At 37.6% G+C, this 20,402-nt stretch carries 15 protein-coding genes; 14 read left to right on the top strand and 1 reads right to left on the bottom strand.

Annotated features, from left to right (window positions below):
- Positions 1–39 precede the first annotated feature (39 nt).
- The 12 genes from HYD28_00165 to HYD28_00110 all read left to right on the top strand — a co-directional run bounded on the left by HYD28_00165 (position 40) and on the right by HYD28_00110 (position 13,457).
- Complete coding sequence (locus HYD28_00165) at positions 40–1,143, top strand: glycosyltransferase family 4 protein (GenBank protein ID QLE10450.1); 1,104 nt, start codon at positions 40–42, stop codon at positions 1,141–1,143.
- A complete protein-coding gene (locus tag HYD28_00160; GenBank protein ID QLE07506.1) occupies positions 1,136–2,173 on the top strand; it encodes a polysaccharide biosynthesis protein in 1,038 nt (345 codons plus the stop codon). The genes HYD28_00165 and HYD28_00160 overlap by 8 nt, the downstream gene beginning before the upstream one ends.
- 1 nt (position 2,174) lies before the next feature.
- The gene (locus tag HYD28_00155; GenBank protein QLE07505.1) at positions 2,175–3,047 is read left to right on the top strand and encodes an SDR family oxidoreductase; all 873 of its coding nucleotides are present in this window, start codon (positions 2,175–2,177) and stop codon (positions 3,045–3,047) included.
- The gene (gene wecB / locus HYD28_00150) at positions 3,044–4,171 is read left to right on the top strand and encodes a UDP-N-acetylglucosamine 2-epimerase (non-hydrolyzing) (protein QLE07504.1); all 1,128 of its coding nucleotides are present in this window, start codon (positions 3,044–3,046) and stop codon (positions 4,169–4,171) included. Before HYD28_00155 ends, wecB begins: the two co-directional genes overlap by 4 nt.
- A gap of 2 nt (positions 4,172–4,173) precedes the next feature.
- The gene (locus HYD28_00145) at positions 4,174–5,382 is read left to right on the top strand and encodes a glycosyltransferase family 4 protein (GenBank protein QLE07503.1); all 1,209 of its coding nucleotides are present in this window, start codon (positions 4,174–4,176) and stop codon (positions 5,380–5,382) included.
- Entirely contained in the window at positions 5,379–6,317 is a 939-nt protein-coding gene (locus tag HYD28_00140; GenBank protein QLE07502.1) for an SDR family oxidoreductase, read from the top strand. Before HYD28_00145 ends, HYD28_00140 begins: the two co-directional genes overlap by 4 nt.
- Before the next feature lie 11 nt (positions 6,318–6,328).
- Positions 6,329–6,877 (top strand): sugar transferase, encoded by a 549-nt coding sequence (locus tag HYD28_00135; protein QLE07501.1) that lies wholly within the window; start codon positions 6,329–6,331, stop codon positions 6,875–6,877.
- Positions 6,878–7,042: 165 nt separating this feature from the next.
- Entirely contained in the window at positions 7,043–7,390 is a 348-nt protein-coding gene (locus HYD28_00130; protein ID QLE07500.1) for a four helix bundle protein, read from the top strand.
- A gap of 205 nt (positions 7,391–7,595) precedes the next feature.
- Positions 7,596–9,560: a polysaccharide biosynthesis protein gene (locus HYD28_00125; protein QLE07499.1), complete on the top strand. Its 1,965-nt coding sequence runs from the start codon at positions 7,596–7,598 to the stop codon at positions 9,558–9,560.
- 142 nt (positions 9,561–9,702) lie between these two features.
- On the top strand, positions 9,703–10,869 hold the full coding sequence (locus HYD28_00120; GenBank protein QLE07498.1) for a nucleotide sugar dehydrogenase: 1,167 nt from the start codon (positions 9,703–9,705) through the stop codon (positions 10,867–10,869).
- Between the two features lie 520 nt (positions 10,870–11,389).
- Positions 11,390–12,298 carry a UTP--glucose-1-phosphate uridylyltransferase GalU gene (gene galU / locus HYD28_00115; protein QLE07497.1) on the top strand — a complete coding sequence of 303 codons (909 nt, stop codon included), beginning with the start codon at positions 11,390–11,392 and terminating at the stop codon, positions 12,296–12,298.
- A gap of 787 nt (positions 12,299–13,085) precedes the next feature.
- Positions 13,086–13,457 carry a GxxExxY protein gene (locus HYD28_00110; protein QLE07496.1) on the top strand — a complete coding sequence of 124 codons (372 nt, stop codon included), beginning with the start codon at positions 13,086–13,088 and terminating at the stop codon, positions 13,455–13,457.
- Positions 13,458–13,689: 232 nt separating this feature from the next.
- On the opposite strand, the gene HYD28_00105 is transcribed toward HYD28_00110, so the two are convergent.
- On the bottom strand, positions 13,690–15,099 hold the full coding sequence (locus HYD28_00105; GenBank protein ID QLE07495.1) for an MBL fold metallo-hydrolase: 1,410 nt from the start codon (positions 15,097–15,099) through the stop codon (positions 13,690–13,692).
- 1,120 nt (positions 15,100–16,219) lie between these two features.
- Between HYD28_00105 and HYD28_00100 the strand changes: the two genes are divergently transcribed.
- Positions 16,220–18,310, top strand: a complete 2,091-nt coding sequence (locus tag HYD28_00100; GenBank protein ID QLE07494.1) for a YjbH domain-containing protein — start codon at positions 16,220–16,222, stop codon at positions 18,308–18,310.
- Positions 18,311–18,610: 300 nt separating this feature from the next.
- On the top strand, positions 18,611–20,209 hold the full coding sequence (locus tag HYD28_00095; protein ID QLE07493.1) for a hypothetical protein: 1,599 nt from the start codon (positions 18,611–18,613) through the stop codon (positions 20,207–20,209).
- Positions 20,210–20,402: the final 193 nt, after the last annotated feature.

Genomic DNA, 20,402 nt, shown 5'->3' with positions numbered 1-20,402 from the left:
CTTCAAAAAATAATAAGGTCTCAGTAAGTGAAAGAAAAAATAATATTTATAAATGCACTTTCAGCAAAATTAGGGGGAGGGAAGACCTATATAATAAACCTGCTTCGCTATTTACCTAATAATGTTTTGATCTATATTTGTTGTCCTGACCGTTTTATGTTGCCAGATGATCCTAGGGTGATTTACTTGGAATCTAATTTCGCTAATAAAAGTTTGCTCCATAGAGCATTTTGGGAAATTTTCAGTCTACCTTTTGTGTTAAAAAATCTTAAAGTAGAATTGTTATTTGTTCCTGGTGGGATGGATTTTACGCTCAGTACTTTTGCTATTCCAAAAGTTACGATGTTTCGAAATATGTTACCTTTTGATCCTGTTGCTTTAACTTCTGTATCAAGCCGTCTTTTAATTTTAAAAAATTACATTTTAAAAAAGCTTATGATAAGGACAATGAATAGTGCAGCACATACAATATTTATTTCTGAGTATGCAAAAAAATCTATCCAGCCCTTTGTGAAATTAAATAGCTCTAGTGTCATATATCATGGCATAGCAAAAGAATTTATCCCTAGTGAAACGGTTATTGATGAAGGTGTTGGTTATATTCTTTATGTTTCTAGGTTTGAGCCATATAAAAATCATTTAAATGTAATAAAAGCATATGAAAAGCTATCTCCCTCGATAAGAGCTAAATATAAACTAGTACTTGTCGGTGAGTTTATGGAACCTAGTTATGGTCAGTGTATTAAATACGTGAAAGATAATAATCTTGAAGAGTTTGTTGATATAAAAGGAAAAGTTCCATATGAAAAATTACCTGCTTTATATCAACAGGCAACAGTATTTGTTTTTGCATCTTCATGTGAAAACTGCCCTAATATTTTGCTTGAAGCTATTGGCTGCGGTGCACCTATTATCTCTTCTCGAACAGAGCCAATGCCAGAGTTTGCGAGAAATTCCGCTTTATATTTTGATGAAACGGACTTTATATCTATTTATCAAGAATTAGACACCGTCCTCAATAATGAAACTATGATCAAGCAAATGAGAGAGAAGTCAATTGCTCTCCGAGAATTTTACACTTGGGAAAATACCGCATTGTTGACTTGGCAATGTTTAGAATCTATTGGAGAAAAAAATGTTTAAAGATAAAGTCTTGTTAATTACTGGTGGTACTGGTTCGTTTGGTAATGCAGTCCTAAGGCGTTTTTTAACAAGTGATATTAAAGAAATTCGTATATTCTCTCGCGATGAGAAAAAACAGGACGATATGCGTAAGTATTTTAATTCAGATAAATTAAAGTTTTATATTGGTGATGTTAGAGATTATCAAAGTATTGCAAATGCAATGCGTGGTGTTGATTATGTTTATCATGCAGCAGCTCTAAAACAAGTACCTTCATGTGAGTTTTATCCGTTAGAAGCAGTTAAGACTAACGTCATTGGTACAGAAAATGTTTTAGAAGCAGCTATCGCGAATAATGTCGAGCGTGTTGTTTGTTTAAGCACAGACAAAGCCGTATACCCCATCAATGCAATGGGTATATCTAAAGCTATGATGGAAAAGGTTATAGTTGCAAAAAGTCGGAACTTAGAGCATACCAACACAACTATTTGCTGTACCCGTTATGGTAACGTGATGGCGTCTCGTGGCTCTGTTATTCCTTTATTTATACGTCAAGTCGTGAATGAGCAGCCTATCACTATTACTGATCCAACAATGACTCGTTTTATGATGACGTTAGATGATGCAGTTGATCTTGTTTTACATGCATTTGAAAACGGTCAAAATGGTGATATTTTTGTTCAAAAAGCGCCAGCAGCTACTATTGATGTTTTAGTTAAGGCGTTACTTGAAATAATGGACAAGCCTGAACATATTGTTAATGTTATTGGCACGCGACACGGTGAAAAGCTTTTTGAGGCGTTATGTAGTCGTGAAGAAATGTTCGTTGCTCAGGAACAAGGTGAATATTTTAGAGTGCCCGCTGATAACAGAGACTTAAACTATTCTAAATTTTTTGAAGAAGGTGAATCGGACCTATCAAAAGTTGAAGATTATAACTCTCACAATACCGAGCGGCTTAATGTAGAAGAAATGAAACAGCTATTAAGAAAGTTAGACTTTATTAGAGAAATTGAAGCTGGTAACGTATTTGTGCCAGAAGGAGTGTAACATGAAAATACTTGTTCTCGGTGCAACTGGAATGCTTGGGTATAGTATTTATAGCAATTTATCGGAAGTCAGTATTTTTGATGTTTTTGGTACCGTTAGAAATATAAATGGAAAAGAAGATTACTTTAAAAACACTTTAAACAAGCTTGTTTTTGGGGTTGATATTTATGATTTTGATTCCGTTATTTCAGTTGTTAATGATATAAACCCTGATGTTGTTATTAATTGTATTGGATTGATTAAACAGCATGATATTTCTAAGCTACACACAGACGCTATTTATGTAAATTCTCTTCTTCCCCATAAACTAGCCAAGCTTTGTAGTGCCTCTGGTGCTAAGTTAATTCACTTCTCAACCGATTGTGTTTTTACTGGCGCTGATGGGGGGTATACCGAAGATAGTAATCCTGATTCTATAGATTTATATGGTAGTTCTAAACGATTAGGTGAGGTCGATTATGGCAAACATTTAACTTTACGAACATCTATCATAGGACATGAGCTATCTAGCAACGTTAGTTTGGTTGATTGGTTCTTGTCTCAATCAGGTAGTGTTAAGGGCTTCACTAAGGCCGTATTTTCTGGTTTGCCAACAGCATACATAGCTAAGTTATTAATCGAAAAGATCTTACTGGCAGGCAACTTGTCTGGTTTATATCATCTATCTGTTGATCCTATTGATAAGTTTACACTCTTATCTCTAGTATCCAAAGTGTATAGCCATGATTTAGAGATTCAGCCATCAGAACAGCTAACTATGGATAGATCTTTGAATTCAAATAAACTTAGAAATGAACTTGGATTAATTACACCGAGTTGGCCTGAATTGATTGACTTTATGTTTGCAGATTATGTAGCAAGGTATCAAAAATGAAAAAGTTGAAGGTTGTAACTGTTGTTGGAACTCGCCCTGAAATTATTCGTTTATCAAGAACTATTGCCAAATTAGATGAGTTTTGTGAGCATATACTTGTTCATACAGGGCAAAACTATGATTATGAGCTAAACCAAATCTTTTTTGATGATTTAGGAATTCGTTCTCCAGATATCTTTTTAGAATGTGCAGGTGCTACTGCAGCAGAGACTATGGCGCAAGTAATCAGTAAGTCTGATGCTATGTTTGCCGACGTTATGCCAGATGCCTTACTTATTTTAGGTGATACTAATAGTGCTATGGCTGCTATTCCCGCAAAGCGTAAAAAAATACCGATATTTCATATGGAAGCCGGTAATCGCTGTTTTGATATGAGAGTTCCTGAGGAGATTAATCGAAAAATTGTTGATCATATCTCAGATGTTAATATGCCTTACACTGATATTGCGCGAGAATATTTGCTTGCTGAAGGACTAAAACCTGACTTTATTGTCAAAACTGGTAGTCCTATGGACGAAGTGCTGAGCTTTTATAGTAAAAAAATAGCTGAATCGAATATTCTATCATCATTAGATTTGAATCAAGGTGAGTACTTTGTTGTTAGTGTTCATCGTGAGGAGAATGTTGATTCTGAATTGAATATTCATAATTATGTATTGGCTTTAAATACCTTAGCGGATAAATATAGTTATCCAATAATTGTATCTACTCATCCTCGAACAAGAAAGAAAATAGACTTGCTTAATTTACAATTTCACCCACTTGTTAAGTTGATGAAACCTCTAGGTTTTAGTGATTATGTTAAGCTTCAAAAAGAGGCTAAAGTGGTACTTAGCGATAGCGGTACAATAACAGAAGAGTCATCAATTTTAAACTTTCCTGCTGTTAACATTAGAGATGCGCAAGAACGGCCAGAGGGATTTGAAGAGGGGGCTGTTATGTTCACTGGTATGAGTGTTGATCGTATACTTCAAGCAATTGAAATATTGGATAAACAACCAAGAGGCGAGAATCGCCTTATCAATAAAGTTCAAAACTATATTGCACCTAATGTTTCAGAAAAGGTTTTAAGAACAATACTTAGTTATACGGATTATGTTAATCGAGTTGTGTGGAGAAAGTAATAGTGCGTATAGCTCTTTTACCCGACGACTACTTACCTAGCAGTACATTAGTGCATGCGAAGATGTTTCATGAACTTGCTCTTGAGTTCATGAAACAAGGTCATGATGTAGTTGTTATTACACCAGGGTTACCTAATCAGAATAAAAAGTTAATAATCGAGGTTATTGACGGTGTGACCGTTTGGCGTTTTCGTGCAGGATTACGCCGTGGTGTTGGGAAGTTTAAGCGAGCAATAAACGAAAGCTTACTTTCATTTCACGCTTGGAATGCAATTAAGGCCGAGATTAATAAAGCTCCATTTGATTTATGTGTAAATTATTCGCCAACAATATTTTTCGGTTATTTAACCACAATATTAAAGAATAAATACAATACGTATATATATTTAGTATTAAGAGATATGTTTCCTCAGTGGGTAATTGATGAGGGTATGATTAAAGAGGATTCTTTAATTGCTAAGTATTTTCGCTATTTTGAACACTTAAATTATAAGGCCTCAAACAAAATTGGCTTAATGTCTAAAGCTAATGTAGATTATTTTTCTACCATTAATCCTCAATATAAAAATACAGAAGTACTTTTAAACTGGGCTTGTTTAGTACCGTCTAAATTTGATAGCTATTCAATAGATGTGAGAGAGGAGCATAATCTTACTGATAAGGTGATTTTTTTTTACGGTGGAAATATTGGTCACGCTCAAGATATGAGCAATTTACTTCGACTAGCTGATAGCTGTAAATGTAAACCTGAAGCGCATTTTTTATTTGTTGGTCAAGGTGATGAGTTTGAGCTAATAAATAGATTGAAAACTGACTTGAAATTAGACAATGTGACAATATTACCTTCGGTTAATCAATCTCAGTATAAGGAAATTTTAACTCAAGTTGATATCGGCTTGTTTTCTCTTGCAAAAACCCATCAAGCTCATAATTTCCCTGGTAAACTTTTAGGTTACATGGTTCAGTCATTACCTATATTGGGCAGTGTTAACTATGGAAATGATTTAATTGAATATATTAATGACTCTGAATCCGGACTTGTCTTTATAAATGGTAATGATGAGGCTTTATCCAAAGGAGCAATTGAGCTTTTGGAAAATATTGGATTACGTAGACGAATGGGTTTAAATTCATTTGAGCTTTTGAAACAGAATTTTTCTGTTGAGCAGGCAGCACGAAAGATTACATTATCATTGGATGAGCTACATTGAAAATACTTATAACAGGTTATTCAGGTTTTGTTGGTAGTAATTTAGTAGAGCAATTGCAAGGCAATTATCAATTAAATCTACTTGGAAGAAAGCAGTCTAATTTCGGGAGTGTTTTTGCGTATAACTTGGACTCGAGTACACTTTATAACGAGGCTCTTGTAAATGTTGATATAGTTGTACATTGCGCTGCAAGAGTCCACATTATGGATGATACTGCAAGTGATCCTCTTAACGAATTTAGGGCCGTTAACACACAAGGAACACTTAATCTAGCAAAACAAGCTGCGCAAGCAAGAGTTAAACGCTTTATTTTTATTAGCTCTATAAAAGTAAATGGTGAGAGCATCACGGGTAATTCCCCATTTAAATCTACCGACCAGCCACTACCAGAAGATCCATACGGTATATCAAAAGCTGAAGCTGAGCAGCAATTGCTTGAGTTAGGTGAAAAAACTGGTATGGAGATTGTTATAATTCGGCCACCACTTGTTTATGGTGAAGGGGTAAAAGCTAATTTTGCTTCACTAATGCGTTTGGTTGGCAAGGGCTTACCGCTACCATTTAGGCTAATTAAAAATAATAAACGAAGCTTAGTTTCTGTTTATAACTTGGTTGATTTAATTAAAGTGTGTATTGACCATCCAAATGCTGCTAACCAAGTGTTTTTAGCAAGTGATGATCATGACTTATCTACCGCTGAAATTGTTGCATTGATGGCTAAGGTGCAGAATAAACCCAATTTGGCTATACCTGTGCCAGTGTGGTGTTTTAAGTTAGCTGGTAATTTACTAGGCAAACAAGCCGTGATTGACCGATTAACAGGCTCACTGCAGTTAGACATAACTCATACAAAAAATACACTTAATTGGGTACCGCCTTACTCTGTCGAGCATGGCTTTAAGCTAGCAGCTAAAAAATCTTCAACAAATAATTAATGGATTTATAAATGATACGCTTATTAGACTTTTTATTTGCCTTATTTGGTTTATTATTTGCCCTGCCATTTTTAGTTGTTTTATACATTATTGGCTTGTTCGATACGGGCTCTCCCATTTTTACTCAACAGCGTGTAGGTCGAAATAAAAAGCCATTTACCTTGGTTAAGTTTAGAACCATGAAGGTTGATACTGCCTCAGTAGCAAGCCACTTAGCAAGCACGGCATCGATAACTCCTTTTGGTGGTTTTTTACGTAAAACTAAGTTAGACGAACTACCACAGCTTTGGAATGTACTAAAAGGCGAAATGAGTTTGGTTGGCCCGCGCCCAGGTTTATTTAATCAACAAGAGCTTACTGCAGCACGTGATGCTAAAAATGTTTTTGATGTTCGCCCTGGCATTACAGGGCTTGCACAAGTTAACGAAATTGATATGTCAACCCCTGAATTACTTGCAAAAACAGATCGCGAGATGATTGATACTCTAAATTTAAGCAATTATTTTAAATATATACTCATGACAGTGACTGGCAGTGGTAGTGGGGATAGGGTTAAATAGATGAAAGATGCTAGATAAAAGATTAAAGATTAAAGATTAAAGATTAAAGATTAAAGATTAAAGATTAAAGATTAAATTGACACGAGTTCAGGCTATCAATGGAAAAGCTATTGGCAAAACTAAAACTCTAAAGTTAAAGGGCTTAAGCTAGGTAAAAGGGATTTTATGCAATTTGAAGATTTAGCTGTATGGCAGCGATCTGCTGACTTAGCATGTGATATTTATAAACACTTTAAAGCAAGTAAAGAGTTTGGACTGAAAGATCAAATAACACGTTCAGCTTTATCTATTTCATCAAATATTGCTGAGGGGTATGAGAGGAAAACCTCTAAAGATTATGCGCGTTTTCTATCATACTCAAAAGGTAGTTGCGGTGAACTACGTTCTCAAATTTATATTGCAGTTAAAATTGACGAAATTGACATAAAAACATCTGAACTTTGGATTGAAGAGACAAAGCAGCTCTCCAAAATGTTATCAGGATTAATGAAATCAATTGAGTCATGGGGTTAGGTTAGTATGCTACCTTTGACCTTTGACCTTTGACCTTTGACCTTTGACCTTTGATTTTCTTTAAAAATCAATAATTAGTGAAAATGTATTAGTTTTTGGTGATTTTTACTCTCACTAGCTATATTATAGGGATGTATAACAATCATTAAGCTTTTGCTCAGTTAGGACAACTGATAATTCAAGCTTAATACAAAAGGGATTTCAAGTGGATAAAATAATAGACTCTATCTTTAACGCGCCTCGTTCAAAAAAGCGCGCTATTACACTCGTTGTTGACTCATTCTTTATTTTTTCGGCATTTTGGCTTGCTTTAGTTGTTCGGCTCGACAGTTTAGCACCCTTATATGTGCTTGATTACTGGTTTGTTCTTGGTTTAATACTGCCTACCTCTTTAATTGCTTTTGTTAACCTTGGTTTATACCGTGCGGTGCTGCGTTATATGAACGCCCAAGCACTGTGGGCCATCGCTATAGGCACCTTAGTCGCCACGGTGTCGTTAGTTATATTCTCGTTTTTTTTAGGGGTGATGATGCCCCGTTCTATGCCTTTTATTTTTGCTTGGCTTTGTTTATTAACCGTCGGTGGTTCGCGTATTGTTGTTCGTGCCATGATCGGCAAAATGTCTACATCGCATAAAGAGCAAGTGATTATTTATGGCGCAGGGTCATCTGGTAGGCAATTAGCAACGGCGTTAGAGGCGGGCCCTGAATACCATGTGCGTGCATTTATTGATGACGACGTAACAAAGCAAGGCTCAATTATTCAAGGTGTACCTGTATATGCATTTAACGATATACACACTCTAATTGATAAGCGTAGTATCGGTAAAATATTGCTAGCTATGCCAAGTGAGAGTCGCTCACGCCGTAAAGAAGTGTTGGCTTTATTGGAGCCGTTAGCAATACAAATATTGTCGATCCCAGGTATGGCCGATATTGTTGGTGGCAAAGCTAAACTCTCAGAATTTAGAGAAGTCGAAATAGAAGACCTATTAGGCCGCGATTCGGTAGAGCCAAAACCAGAGTTAATGGCTGCTAACATTACAAATAAAATAGTTATGGTTACTGGGGCTGGAGGCTCTATTGGTTCTGAGTTATGTAGGCAAATTATTAAGCAGCAACCTAAAAAGCTTATTTTGTTTGAGGTAAACGAGTTTGGCCTTTACTCAATTGAAAAAGAGTTGTGCGAATATATTCAAGCGAACGAGCTTAATATTGAGCTTGTGCCAATTATGGGCTCTGTGCAGCGTATTAACCGCATTGAGACTGTAATGACCACCTTTGGTGTACACACTGTTTACCATGCTGCCGCTTATAAACATGTGCCTTTAGTTGAGCACAATGTAGTTGAAGGTGTACGTAATAACGTATTTGGTACCTACTATGCAGCTAAAGCCGCTATGAATGCAAAGGTCGAAACCTTTGTGCTTATATCTACCGATAAAGCTGTACGCCCAACCAATGTTATGGGTGCAACTAAGCGCATGGCAGAGCTATGCTTACAAGGTTTAGCGCAAAATAAAGGTAAACAGCACAATACCCGTTTTTGTATGGTGCGCTTTGGTAATGTACTGGGCTCTAGCGGCTCTGTAGTGCCATTGTTCCGCAGGCAAATTAAAGAAGGCGGGCCAATAACCTTAACCCACCAAGATATAACGCGCTTTTTTATGACCATTCCGGAGGCTGCCCAATTGGTAATACAAGCCGGTGCTATGGGTAAAGGTGGTGATGTATTTGTACTCGACATGGGCGAACCTGTAAAAATTAAAGACCTTGCGACAAAAATGATTCGCTTATCGGGCTTTGAGGTTAAAAGCAATACCAACCCTCATGGCGATATTGCTATTGAGTGTACAGGCTTGCGCCCGGGCGAAAAGCTCTACGAAGAGTTATTAATTGGCGATAACGTGGGCGAAACATGCCACGAGCGAATTATGACCGCCAACGAAGTAATGCTGCCACTTGCCGAAATTAATGTGTTTTTAGAAGCGCTTGATATTGCTTGCCATAATTTTGATCATGAAACAATTCGCCAGCTACTATTAGATGCGCCTACCGGTTTTAACCCTACCGACGGTATTTGCGATTTAGTATGGAATGCTAAACAAAGTCAAGAACAGAACACAGTTAATGAACTTTCAATGAGTAAAGTCGTTAATTTAAAGGGTTAACTTCAGATTGTTATTCTTTGAAATTATTAACCATAATTTTAAAGGATATTAGTGGTTATAAACATAAAAGTGGTAAAGTATGAGCTATTCATATTGAGAGCTTGAATAGCTCTACTTTTAATCAGCTTTAATGGATAACCTTATGAAAATAGCAGTAGTGGGTACTGGTTATGTTGGCCTGTCGAACGCAATGTTGCTTGCGCAGCATAACGAAGTAGTCGCCCTAGATATAGACGAACAAAAAGTTAGTTTATTACAAGACAAGCAATCACCGATTGTTGATACTGAAATAAGCGACTTTTTAGTTAATAAGCCGCTTAATTTTACTGCTACCACTAACAAAGAATCAGCCCTTTTAGGTGCTGAATTTGTTGTTATTGCTACCCCAACAGACTACGACCCAGACACCAATTACTTTAATACTCGCTCAGTTGAGTCGGTTATTAGCGATGTAATAGCAATTAACCCAACTGCAACCATGGTTATTAAATCAACAGTACCTGTTGGTTACACTAAATCGCTTAAAGAGCAATTTGGTACAGATAATATAATTTTCTCGCCTGAGTTTTTACGTGAAGGTAAAGCACTTTACGATAACTTACATCCATCACGCATTATTGTTGGTGAACAAAGTGAGCGGGCTAAAGTATTTGCAAATTTATTGGCAGAAGGCGCTGTAAAAACTGATATCGATATTTTATTTACTGACTCAACCGAAGCAGAGGCGATTAAGTTATTTTCGAATACTTATTTGGCAATGCGTGTAGCTTACTTTAATGAGCTAGACAGCTACGCTGAAAGCCATGGTCTAGATGCAAAGCAAATTATTGAGGGCGTAGGGTTAGACCCTCGCATAGGTAAGCACTATAACAATCCATCTTTTGGCTATGGTGGTTACTGCTTGCCTAAAGATACTAAGCAGCTACTCGCTAATTACCAAGACGTACCAAACAATATGATCCGCGCGATTGTAGATGCCAACACGACCCGTAAAGACTTTATTGCAAATTCAATTATTAAACAAAACCCTAAGGTAGTTGGTATTTATCGTTTAGTAATGAAGTCGGGCTCTGATAATTTTAGAGCGTCTGCCATTCAAGGCATTATGAAGCGTATTAAAGCAAAAGGTATTGAGGTAGTAGTTTACGAACCAACCTTTGAGGGCGAAGCATTTTTTAATTCGCGTGTAATTAAAAACCTTGATGAGCTTAAAAGTATCTCTGATGTAATTGTATCGAACCGCATGGCTGATGAGCTGCAAGATGTAGCCGACAAGGTTTATACCCGCGATTTGTTTGGTAGTGATTAAGGAAAAGGCGGTATCGTAGGCGTGAAATTTATTTCGCGCGAAAATATTTTCACAAAGAGAAGTGAATGAGAAAAGAATGAGGAAGTGATAATGATGTTTGTTGCTTCCTCATAAGCGCAGCGCCTCATAACTTCTTTGTGAATTATAGTTATTTTGAACGACAGAGAGCATATAGGAAAATAGTTCATAGATTCAGAGCAGCACGGTGCTGTTTGTAGGTAATGTAGGAGGTACTTTAGTGCCGAAGTTTTTGGAGCGATTCACGGCTAAAGCTCTTCCTACGAATGATAGACACTCCAAGCAATAGTGACGCTTACCGTTTTATATTACTTTCTCTATGTAGCGCGTGGCGCCTCTTAGACTCTTTGTGAAATTTTTCTTTGGTAAGTCGTATCTCTTTTACTCTTTGTAAACATCAGTACAAACGAAAAATAAAATTAAAAAACATTCAGCTTGTATCTACTTTGGTACTGTTAGTTTGGTGTTATTGTAGATTTAATTATTAAATAAGGGACTAATTATGAAAGCTGTTATTCCAGTTGCGGGCCTTGGTACCCGTATGCTTCCAATGACTAAAGCAATTCCAAAGGAAATGTTACCTATAGTTGATAAACCGCTTATTCAGTACATTGTTAACGAATGTATTTTGGCTGGTATAAAAGAAATTGTATTAGTAACCCACAGCTCTAAAAACGCCATTGAAAACCACTTTGATACCAGCTTTGAGCTAGAAGCAACACTTGAAAAGCGTGTTAAACGTACACTGCTTGAAGAAGTCCGCTCTATTTGCCCGCCAGATGTAACCATTATGCATGTTCGCCAAGGCGAAGCTATGGGCCTAGGTCACGCAGTGTTATGTGCAAAACCTATCGTGGGTGATGACGACTTTGTTGTAGTACTGCCAGACGTGATTTTAGATGGTTACACCGCGGATCAAAAAACCGAAAACATTGCCGCGATGGTTAAGCGTTTTAAAGATGTTAAAGCAAGCCAGATCATGCTTGAACCTGTACCGCAAGAAAGTGTTCATAAGTACGGTATTGCAGATATTGGTGGCGTAAAAATTAAAGCCGGCGAAAGTGCGCCAATCAAAACGATGGTTGAAAAACCAAAAGCTGAAGAGGCACCATCTAACTTAGCGGTTGTTGGCCGTTATGTGTTATCAAAAGCTATTTGGCCTTTACTTGCTAAAACTCCAGCAGGTGCGGGCGGCGAAATTCAATTAACCGATGCTATTGATGAGTTGATGAAAACCGAAGTTGTTGAAGCCTTCCACATGAGTGGCCGAGCTCACGACTGCGGTGACAAACTAGGTTATTTAAAAGCGATTATTGAGTACGGTATGCGTGATGAAAAACTAGGTGATGAGTTCTCTGAGTTTTTAAACGATATCGTTACACCTAAAGTGAGTCATTTGAAAGCAGTTTAATCTGTTTTTGAGTTTCTGAAATATTCAAACGCCTACACATTGTGTAGGCGTTTTTGTTTATTAGATAGAATTTTAAACACAAAGGGGGCGAGGATTACAGATTGAGATAATTAATAGACTTAAGGTGAATGTGTAGACTCTTTACTAAAGTGATATTTGATACCGTAGGTCTGAAATTTATTATGCACGTAAGATCTCTTTTGAACCACAGAGGACACAGAGAACACAGAGGTAAATACGGCAAGACTAAAAACTCAGAAAGAGCTGTTTGGTAGTGTTATGTTAGTTTGTGGGATCTTTTGGATACCAAAATTTTAAGAGCTTTGAACCACAGAGGGCACAGAGGAAGAGAAAGAGGTATAAGGTGCTTCATCTTCAGCCCGGTGTTTTATGAGTTTTAGAATTAATTTATTTTTCTCTATGTAGCGCGTAGCGCCTCGGTGTGCTCTGTGGTTCAGAGTGTTTATGTCTTTAATCTAATTAGAACCGCAGAGGGCATAGATAGCACAGAGGAAGAGAAGGAGGTCTTTAAGCTTTCAGCCGTTAGGTTTCAGCTAAATTGTGTTGTTTGTGGGTCAGACATTGGTTGGTGGAATGGTGTTGTATATAAGACGCACCAAGCAGGTGTGACGCCTACTGTTTAATATTTTATTTATCCATGTAGCGCGCAGCGCCTCGGCGTGCTCTGTAGTTCAAAAAGTATTTTTCGTATTATTAGTAAGATAATTTAAGCTATTCTTACATTATAAACAGCTTTTAAATGTTCAATATTAGCAAGGATGGCTATATGGAAATGGATATAATTACCCGTAAAGTAATAGCGTGTGCTATTGAGGTACATAAACAATTAGGGCCAGGTTTATTAGAGTCTACCTATGAAAGTTGCTTGGTATATGAATTGCTGCAAGTTGGCTTTTCACCACTTAACCAAGTTGAGTTACCTATTTCATACAAGAGTGTCTGTTTAGATGCTGGGTATCGACTTGACATATTGCTTCCAAAGTCGCTAATTATCGAATTTAAAGTAGTAGAAAAGCTTTTACCCATTCACACAGCACAGTTAATTACATATTTAAAATTAACCGACATCAAAACAGGTTTGCTTATTAACTTTAATGTTACAAGGTTAGTGGATGGTATTAAGCGAATTCAAGTTTAGTTTTTCTCTTGGCTTCAAATCTAATTGTAACCTCAGATTTATTAGGTAAAACGTTCTCTTAATTAGAGTTTTCTTCTCTATGTAGCGCGCAGCGCCTCTATGTACTCTGTGGTTCAAATTATTCAAATCGAATTACACCACAGGCGGCACAGACTGTTCTCTAAGGTAAAACCTCTTATTACAATTTTTTCTCTGTGTAATCTGTGGTTCAAAGCAATATAAATAGATAAATCTAAGTAGCTATTTCAATCTTGGTTTTATCGCCCAGTAGGGCTTGGTATTTTTTAGCCAAGGTTGCTTTAGCTTCGTCATCGCCATGAACAATTTTGATTAACTTAGGCTTCTTTTTCATACCCGTTACAAACCTAATTAGCCCGTTTTGGTCTGCGTGGGCGCTGTAGCCACTGATAGTATGTATTGCTGCATTTATATAAATCTTCTCGTTATTAATATAAACGTAGCCACCACTAGGCCCATAAGTTTGAATATCGCGCCCTAACGTGCCCTTGCCTTGATAACCCACAAAAATGATATCGGTTGTTTTGTCAGGTAAAAACCGATCTAAATAGTTAACGATCCTGCCTCCGGTGCACATGCCACTGGCTGCGATTATAATTGCTGGCTGCTGCCTTGAACTTAAAAAGTTAATGAGTGCCATGTGTTCTTGATGAGTATCTATAGTATGCAGTTGGCTAAAGTCTAACGGGTGGCGGCCTTGTTTTATGCGCCTTTTTGCCTCGTTATCCCAAAGGGTTTTAAAGTGTTGGTACTCAGCAGTGAAATTAGCAGCCATCGGCGAGTCAACAATCACTTGCAGCTTATGCCACATTGAATTTTTGCGTGCAGAGTGAATAATTTGCTCAAGCTCATATAGTAGCTCTTGCGTACGGCCAATACTAAACGCAGGAATAAGCACCACGCCGTTATCTGCAACGGCTCGCTCTATAATATTTTTTAAAACCTTTACCCGTGCCTTACGGCCATCATGGTTTTTATCACCATAGGTAGATTCAATCACAAGCGTATCGGCACGATAGGGCGGTTTAGGCGATGGCAATAACGGTGTGTAAGGCGCACCCAAATCACCAGAGAATACCACTCTGTGGTTATTTGGCTTTTTACCAAGCTCAATTTCTACATAGGCAGAGCCAAGAATATGGCCTGCGCGTTGTAGGCGGAGTTTAAATAAAGCTTCGTTGTATTGGGTTTGCGATATAACTTCTTCGGGGCTAAAGCCCACTCCTACTGGGATGGGGTACCACTTGTTGAAATCGAGGGGAACAAGTTGCTGTTTTAGTCTTCTTATACAGGTATTTATTATGGTTTCATCACGTGTTACGCCTAGTTTTAAGGCGTCTTCAATCACCATTGGTAATAGTTTTGCGGTAGCGATAGATGTATAAATAGGCCCTTTAAAGCCAGCTAAAAATAGGTAAGGTATGCGACCTACATGATCAATATGGCAGTGGGTAATTATAAGCGCTTTTACTGTAGATATATCAAAGTCGATGTTGAGATCTTCGTGGCTGTCTTCGCCCTGAAACAACCCACAATCAATGAGTATTGAGTTGTTGTCGTCAATAATAAGCTGGTGGCACGAGCCTGTAACACCCTTAACTGCTCCGTGGTGTTTGATATGCATAATTATATCCTTATTTTTGAAGCACATGTTCAGCATAGAGGTTATTGATTATAACGGCAACGAGCAAAGTTCAACATGGAGTGATGGAATTTTCATAAATCACGAGCTATCAGTTTTCAGCTGTCAGTTTGAGGCTGAATGGTGTTGCTTGTTGGTGATGTGATAATTTGTTAATGGGTTGCTGAATTCAGCCTCATTTTTAAAGAACATTTGCACAAAGAGAAGTGAATGAGTAAAGAATGAGGAAACCTTAATATTGTTTTCTTTTAAGCGAAGGATTTATAACTATTTTTAAGTTTTTAACTTTTTCTGACCACAGAGTACATAGAGAACTTAGAGGAAGAGAAGGAGAGACCAAACCTCTTTTAAATATTGGTTTCTCTGTGTAGCGCGCAGCGCCTCGGTGTTGTGGTTCAAATATTGTTTTTACACAAAGAGAAGTGAATGAGAAGAGAATGAGGGATCCTATAAATCTTATAAGTTGTTTTCTCTTAAGCGCAGCGTCTCTTATCCTCTTTGTAAATTAAAGATCTTATTTCTAACCACAGAGGACATAGAGAGCATAGAGGAAGAGAAGGAGAGACCAAACCTTTTTTAAATATTGGTTTCTCTGTGTAGCGCGCAGCGCCTCGGTGTTCTCTGTGGTTCAAATATTGTTTTTACACAAAGAGAAGTGAATGAGAAGAGAATGAGGGATCCTATAAATCTTATAAGTTGTTTTCTCTTAAGCGCAGCGTCTCTTATCCTCTTTGTAAATTAAAGATCTTTTTTCTAACCACAGAGGACATAGAGAGCATAGAGGAAGAGAAGGAGAGACCAAACCTCTTTTAAATATTGGTTTCTCTGTGTAGCGCGCAGCGCCTCGGTGTTCTCTGTGGTTCAAATAAGTTTTTCACAAAGAGAAGTGAATGAGAAGAAAAAAAGGGATCCAATACATCTTATAAGTTGTTTTATCTAAAGTGCAGCGTCTCTTATCCTCTTTGTGATATTTTGGTTTTATCTATGATTTAAATTTCATTTTTGTATTAACTTTTTAAAGATGAATAACTAACTAAATTAATTAATTAATGCTATATTGGCGTTAACAAAAAATTCTAATAATTCTTCATGGATTCGAGTTATGCTAAAGGCGAACACTTTACTCATTAGCGGGTTAGCTACTCTTTGCGCTCCTGTGCTAGCTTCAGAAAAAATAAATAACTATCAATCTTTTACTGGCTATACAGGCCTAATAAACACTCCTAACGCTAGTGTTATTGACGTTGGTCATATTGATCTAGGTTACAACAATATGCTTGACCTAAGAGGTGGGGAGTATGTTGATGGTCATAATTTTATTTTTTCAGCTGGTTTATTTGATGGCCTTGAGGTAAGTGGCCAAATAGCAGCCGAATCAATGAATGACAATTTGTTTTATACTGAAGGCAGTGGTCAACTGCGCGATTTATCATTTAATGCTAAGTATCAATTACCTTATATACCCAAAGAGTGGTTTACTGTTGCAATTGGTGCAAAAGATATCGGCGGTGCAGCAAATAACTACGAAACCTATTATGCAGTTGCCTCTAAAGAATTATGGGATTTTAGGTTCTCAGCAGGTTACGCTGTAAGTGACCGTATTAGCGGCCAAATGGATGGCCCGTTTGCGGGGGTTGAATGGCAACCATTTGACTGGTTTGCACTACAAGCTGAACATGACGCCGATGCTTTTAATGCCGCAGCAAAAGTTACGGTCCCTAAAAAGTGGCTATATGATATAGGTGAATTAACATTCACTAGCCGTTTTTACAGCAATACAGACTACAGTGAAGAAGACACTTCATGGGGCGTTAATTTTAAAATGCCTTTATTCACAAAACCTGAATATGAGGCTATTGAAAGTGCGCCAGAACCCGTTTTATCAGAAAGTGACGAATTAGCATACTTTAAACTAAAGGCTAATAAAGAACCTGTAACCATTAAAGACCCTAATGCACACCGTTATTTCGAAAGCAATAAAGAAATGACCAAACAAGCAGCTACTTTAAAGCATGCTTTGGTTAAAGATGGCTTCGAAAGTGTACAAGTCGGTTTTAACAGTGATAAGCAAATTGCAGTAAAATTTGAAAACTCAGTATTTAACCGTAACGACCTTGATGCTATAGGCCTTGTGCTTGGGCGCATTTCTCAATATGTAACCAGCGAAGGTGCTGAGTTTAATGTAATGATGTCTAAGCAAGATATTCCTCAGCTTAGCTTAAAAGGTAATGTAGACGAATACCGCGAATTTATTCTTGCGAAAAAACACCCAGAAGTAATTGTTTTTCAAGGCTCAATGCCGTTGCCAAGAGCATTAACTTGGGTTGGTTTAATGAATACAAGTACGCCTTATTTTAAACCAAGAGTGTCACTAAGCCCTGTTCTTAGAAATAACTATGCGACAGAACTTGGTGTGTACGACTTTTCATTTGCGGTTCGTGCAGACGTTGATGTGCCATTATGGCAGGGTGCAGGCCTTAACTTGGGCGGCCAAGTGCACGTAGCTGACAGTGATGACTACGAAAAAGATGCACCGTTTAGATATTATCGTGAAGAGTCAGAGTTCGACAGAGCAACACTTTATCAAACATTTGCATTGCCTTACGGTATTTATAACCAAACTCAGCTTGGTTATTTTAAAGATTACCAAGACTATATGGGTATTCAAAACGAAACAACTTGGTTAAGCCCTGAAGGCCGACATAAAGTGAGTGCCAATATTGGCTATTATGATTATCAAGATTACGATGCACACAAAGATATTCAGGTAGTTTCTTACCAGTTTAATTGGGTTGAACAAGATATAACCTTGCACGCTGAGGCAGGTAACTACTTTTATGACGACTCTGGTTTTAAAGTTGAAAGCCGCTTTTGGTTTGGCGATAGCTATCTTGCAGTTTATGCGCAAGACACAAGCGTGAAAAAAATTGGCTTTGCTTTTAGCATCCCGCTTACACCAAGAAAAGACATGAATGTGAGCCGCTATGGCCAAGTTAAAGGGAACCAAGCTTGGCGTCACGCAATCGATACTCAAGTGGGACAATCTAAAAATGCTGTAGTGTTTAACCGTGCATACACACCATTTAATAATATAAGCTTAGACCGCAAGTTCTTAAATCAAGGTCGTTTATCAAAAGCTTATGTGTACGCTAACTTTAGCCGCTTGCGAGATGTGTACCTTGAATATAAGTAATCAATTTATATATGTTTTTTTCTGTTAATTTGAATACACAGAGTATGAAATTATTTTTTGTAATCATAATTGATGGATTGTAAATATTACCTATAATTCATATTGAGCCTTTTTAGTGAAAAATAAAGGCTCAATATGCGAAATGACTGTTGCAAATGTTGTGATTGTTATTTAACCTTCTAGGTAGCTATGTAAAGTTGTTACCTAATAACTCTTAGATTAGAGTCGGGCTAATAACTTTTCATTATTAATCGACCTTATTTGATACGTTTATTTAAAAAAGGAATAAAAGGACTCCCTATGTTTACTAACAAAAAAACGCTACTAGCAATGTCTGTAGCATCTGTTTTTGCTCTTTCAGGCTGTTCGAGTGATGACGACAAAAATGAGGTCGTACCAGATCCGGTAGATCCACCTGTAACCGTCATTGTTCCACCTGAAGCGCCTGCTGAACTAGGCCTAGTTGTTAACACTAGTGTTATTGATTCTGCTACAACTGATGTGGTTGATGCTACCGTAACATTTTTAGAAGACGGTGTTGTATCTAGTAACATCGTTGATGTTGATGGTGAAGCGTTAACAACTACTACAACTGAAGACGGTAGTGTTACTTTCACCGTTAAAGAAGATGCAACACTTGAAGAAGTAACTATAAACGTAACTGCAGATGGTTATGTAGGTAAAACATTCGCAGTTAGCCTAGTGGCTGAAGAGGGCGAAACTTCAATTGACCAAGTTTTAGCTCTTACGTCAAAAACTGCTGAAGGTATTGCTGATACTGTAGTTGAAGCTACAGTTGAAGCGGGTGGTACTACTTCTGCACCAATCGAAGCAGCTACTGAAGAAGGCGCTTCAAGTGCGTCTGCAACTGTACCAGCGGGTGTTATTTTACTTGATGAAAATGAAGAACCTGTATCTGGTGAAATTTCATTAAACGTAACAGGCGCTGATGCTACATCTTCTGCTGCACAATCTATTGTACCTGCAAATATTAATGACGCTGATGCAGAAACAACAGTTAAAGCTGTTGGTGTTGCTAATGTTACAATGACAAACAGTGAAGGTAAGAAAATTAAGAAATTCTCTGACCCTATCACTGTTTCAATGGCGATTCCATCTGACACTATGATCAATGGTGAAGCTATTCAAACTGGCGATATGCTAGGTCTTAAGTCTCATAACGAAGACACGGGTTTATGGCAGTCAGAAACTAACATGGTAACTGTAGGTGCTCTTAATGCAACTTCAGGTACTTACACTGGTAGCTTCCAAACAAGCCACTTAACATTCTTTGCTTCAACTGCACCGGTAGATGTTTGTAGTTCGGGTATCTCAGTAGCAGTTAGTGGTGATGATGTTCCAGCTAAAGGCTTAACGGTTTCTCTAGATTCTTCTGATGCAAGCTATACTGGTAAAATTAGCTCAAACAGCTCAAATAATATTGTAGTCACTTCGGGTCAAGCTAAGAAAGATGGTATTTCTTCTACTGCAACTGCATCTGTAACTGTAACTGACGGTAACGGTCAAGTTTGGTTTGAATCTGACGGCGAAGTTAATGTATGTGGTGAGGTACCTGTAGCACTAGCTAACCCTGTTACTTACACTTCAGAAGATTTCACTGTAACGGCTGCATGTTCTAACGATTCTACCCAAACAATCGATATGAGCGGTGCTTTAGTTAAGTATAGCTTAGCTAACAAGAAGAAAGTTGTTGCTTCAGGTTCAGGTGGTACATTCTCACTAGCTGACCTTGTTGAAGGTAGCACTTACGAAGTTACTATTAATGCACGAATCCCATTAACAAATGGTACAAAGAAAGATTCTACTACCATCACAGCTGACGGTACTTCTGAGTCAATCGCACTTACAGCTGTTTGTGAAACAGTAACTGGTAGCTAATATATTTGTTAGTAATACTTAGGGTTTAATCCCTAAATAAAAAGCCGCTTTAAGCGGCTTTTTTTTGTCTGGATTATAGTAGCCGTCAGGCTGAATTGCGATGTGTTTGTTTACTGCAATTGTGGTAGATGCCATACGAGCCAAGCAACCGTGACGCCTACGATGTAGGAGGCGTTTTAACGCCGAACATCTT

Source organism: Pseudoalteromonas shioyasakiensis (genome assembly GCA_013391845.1).
Taxonomy (GTDB): Bacteria; Pseudomonadota; Gammaproteobacteria; order Enterobacterales; family Alteromonadaceae; genus Pseudoalteromonas; species Pseudoalteromonas apostichopi.
This window is presented reverse-complemented; position numbering and strand designations above follow the sequence as displayed.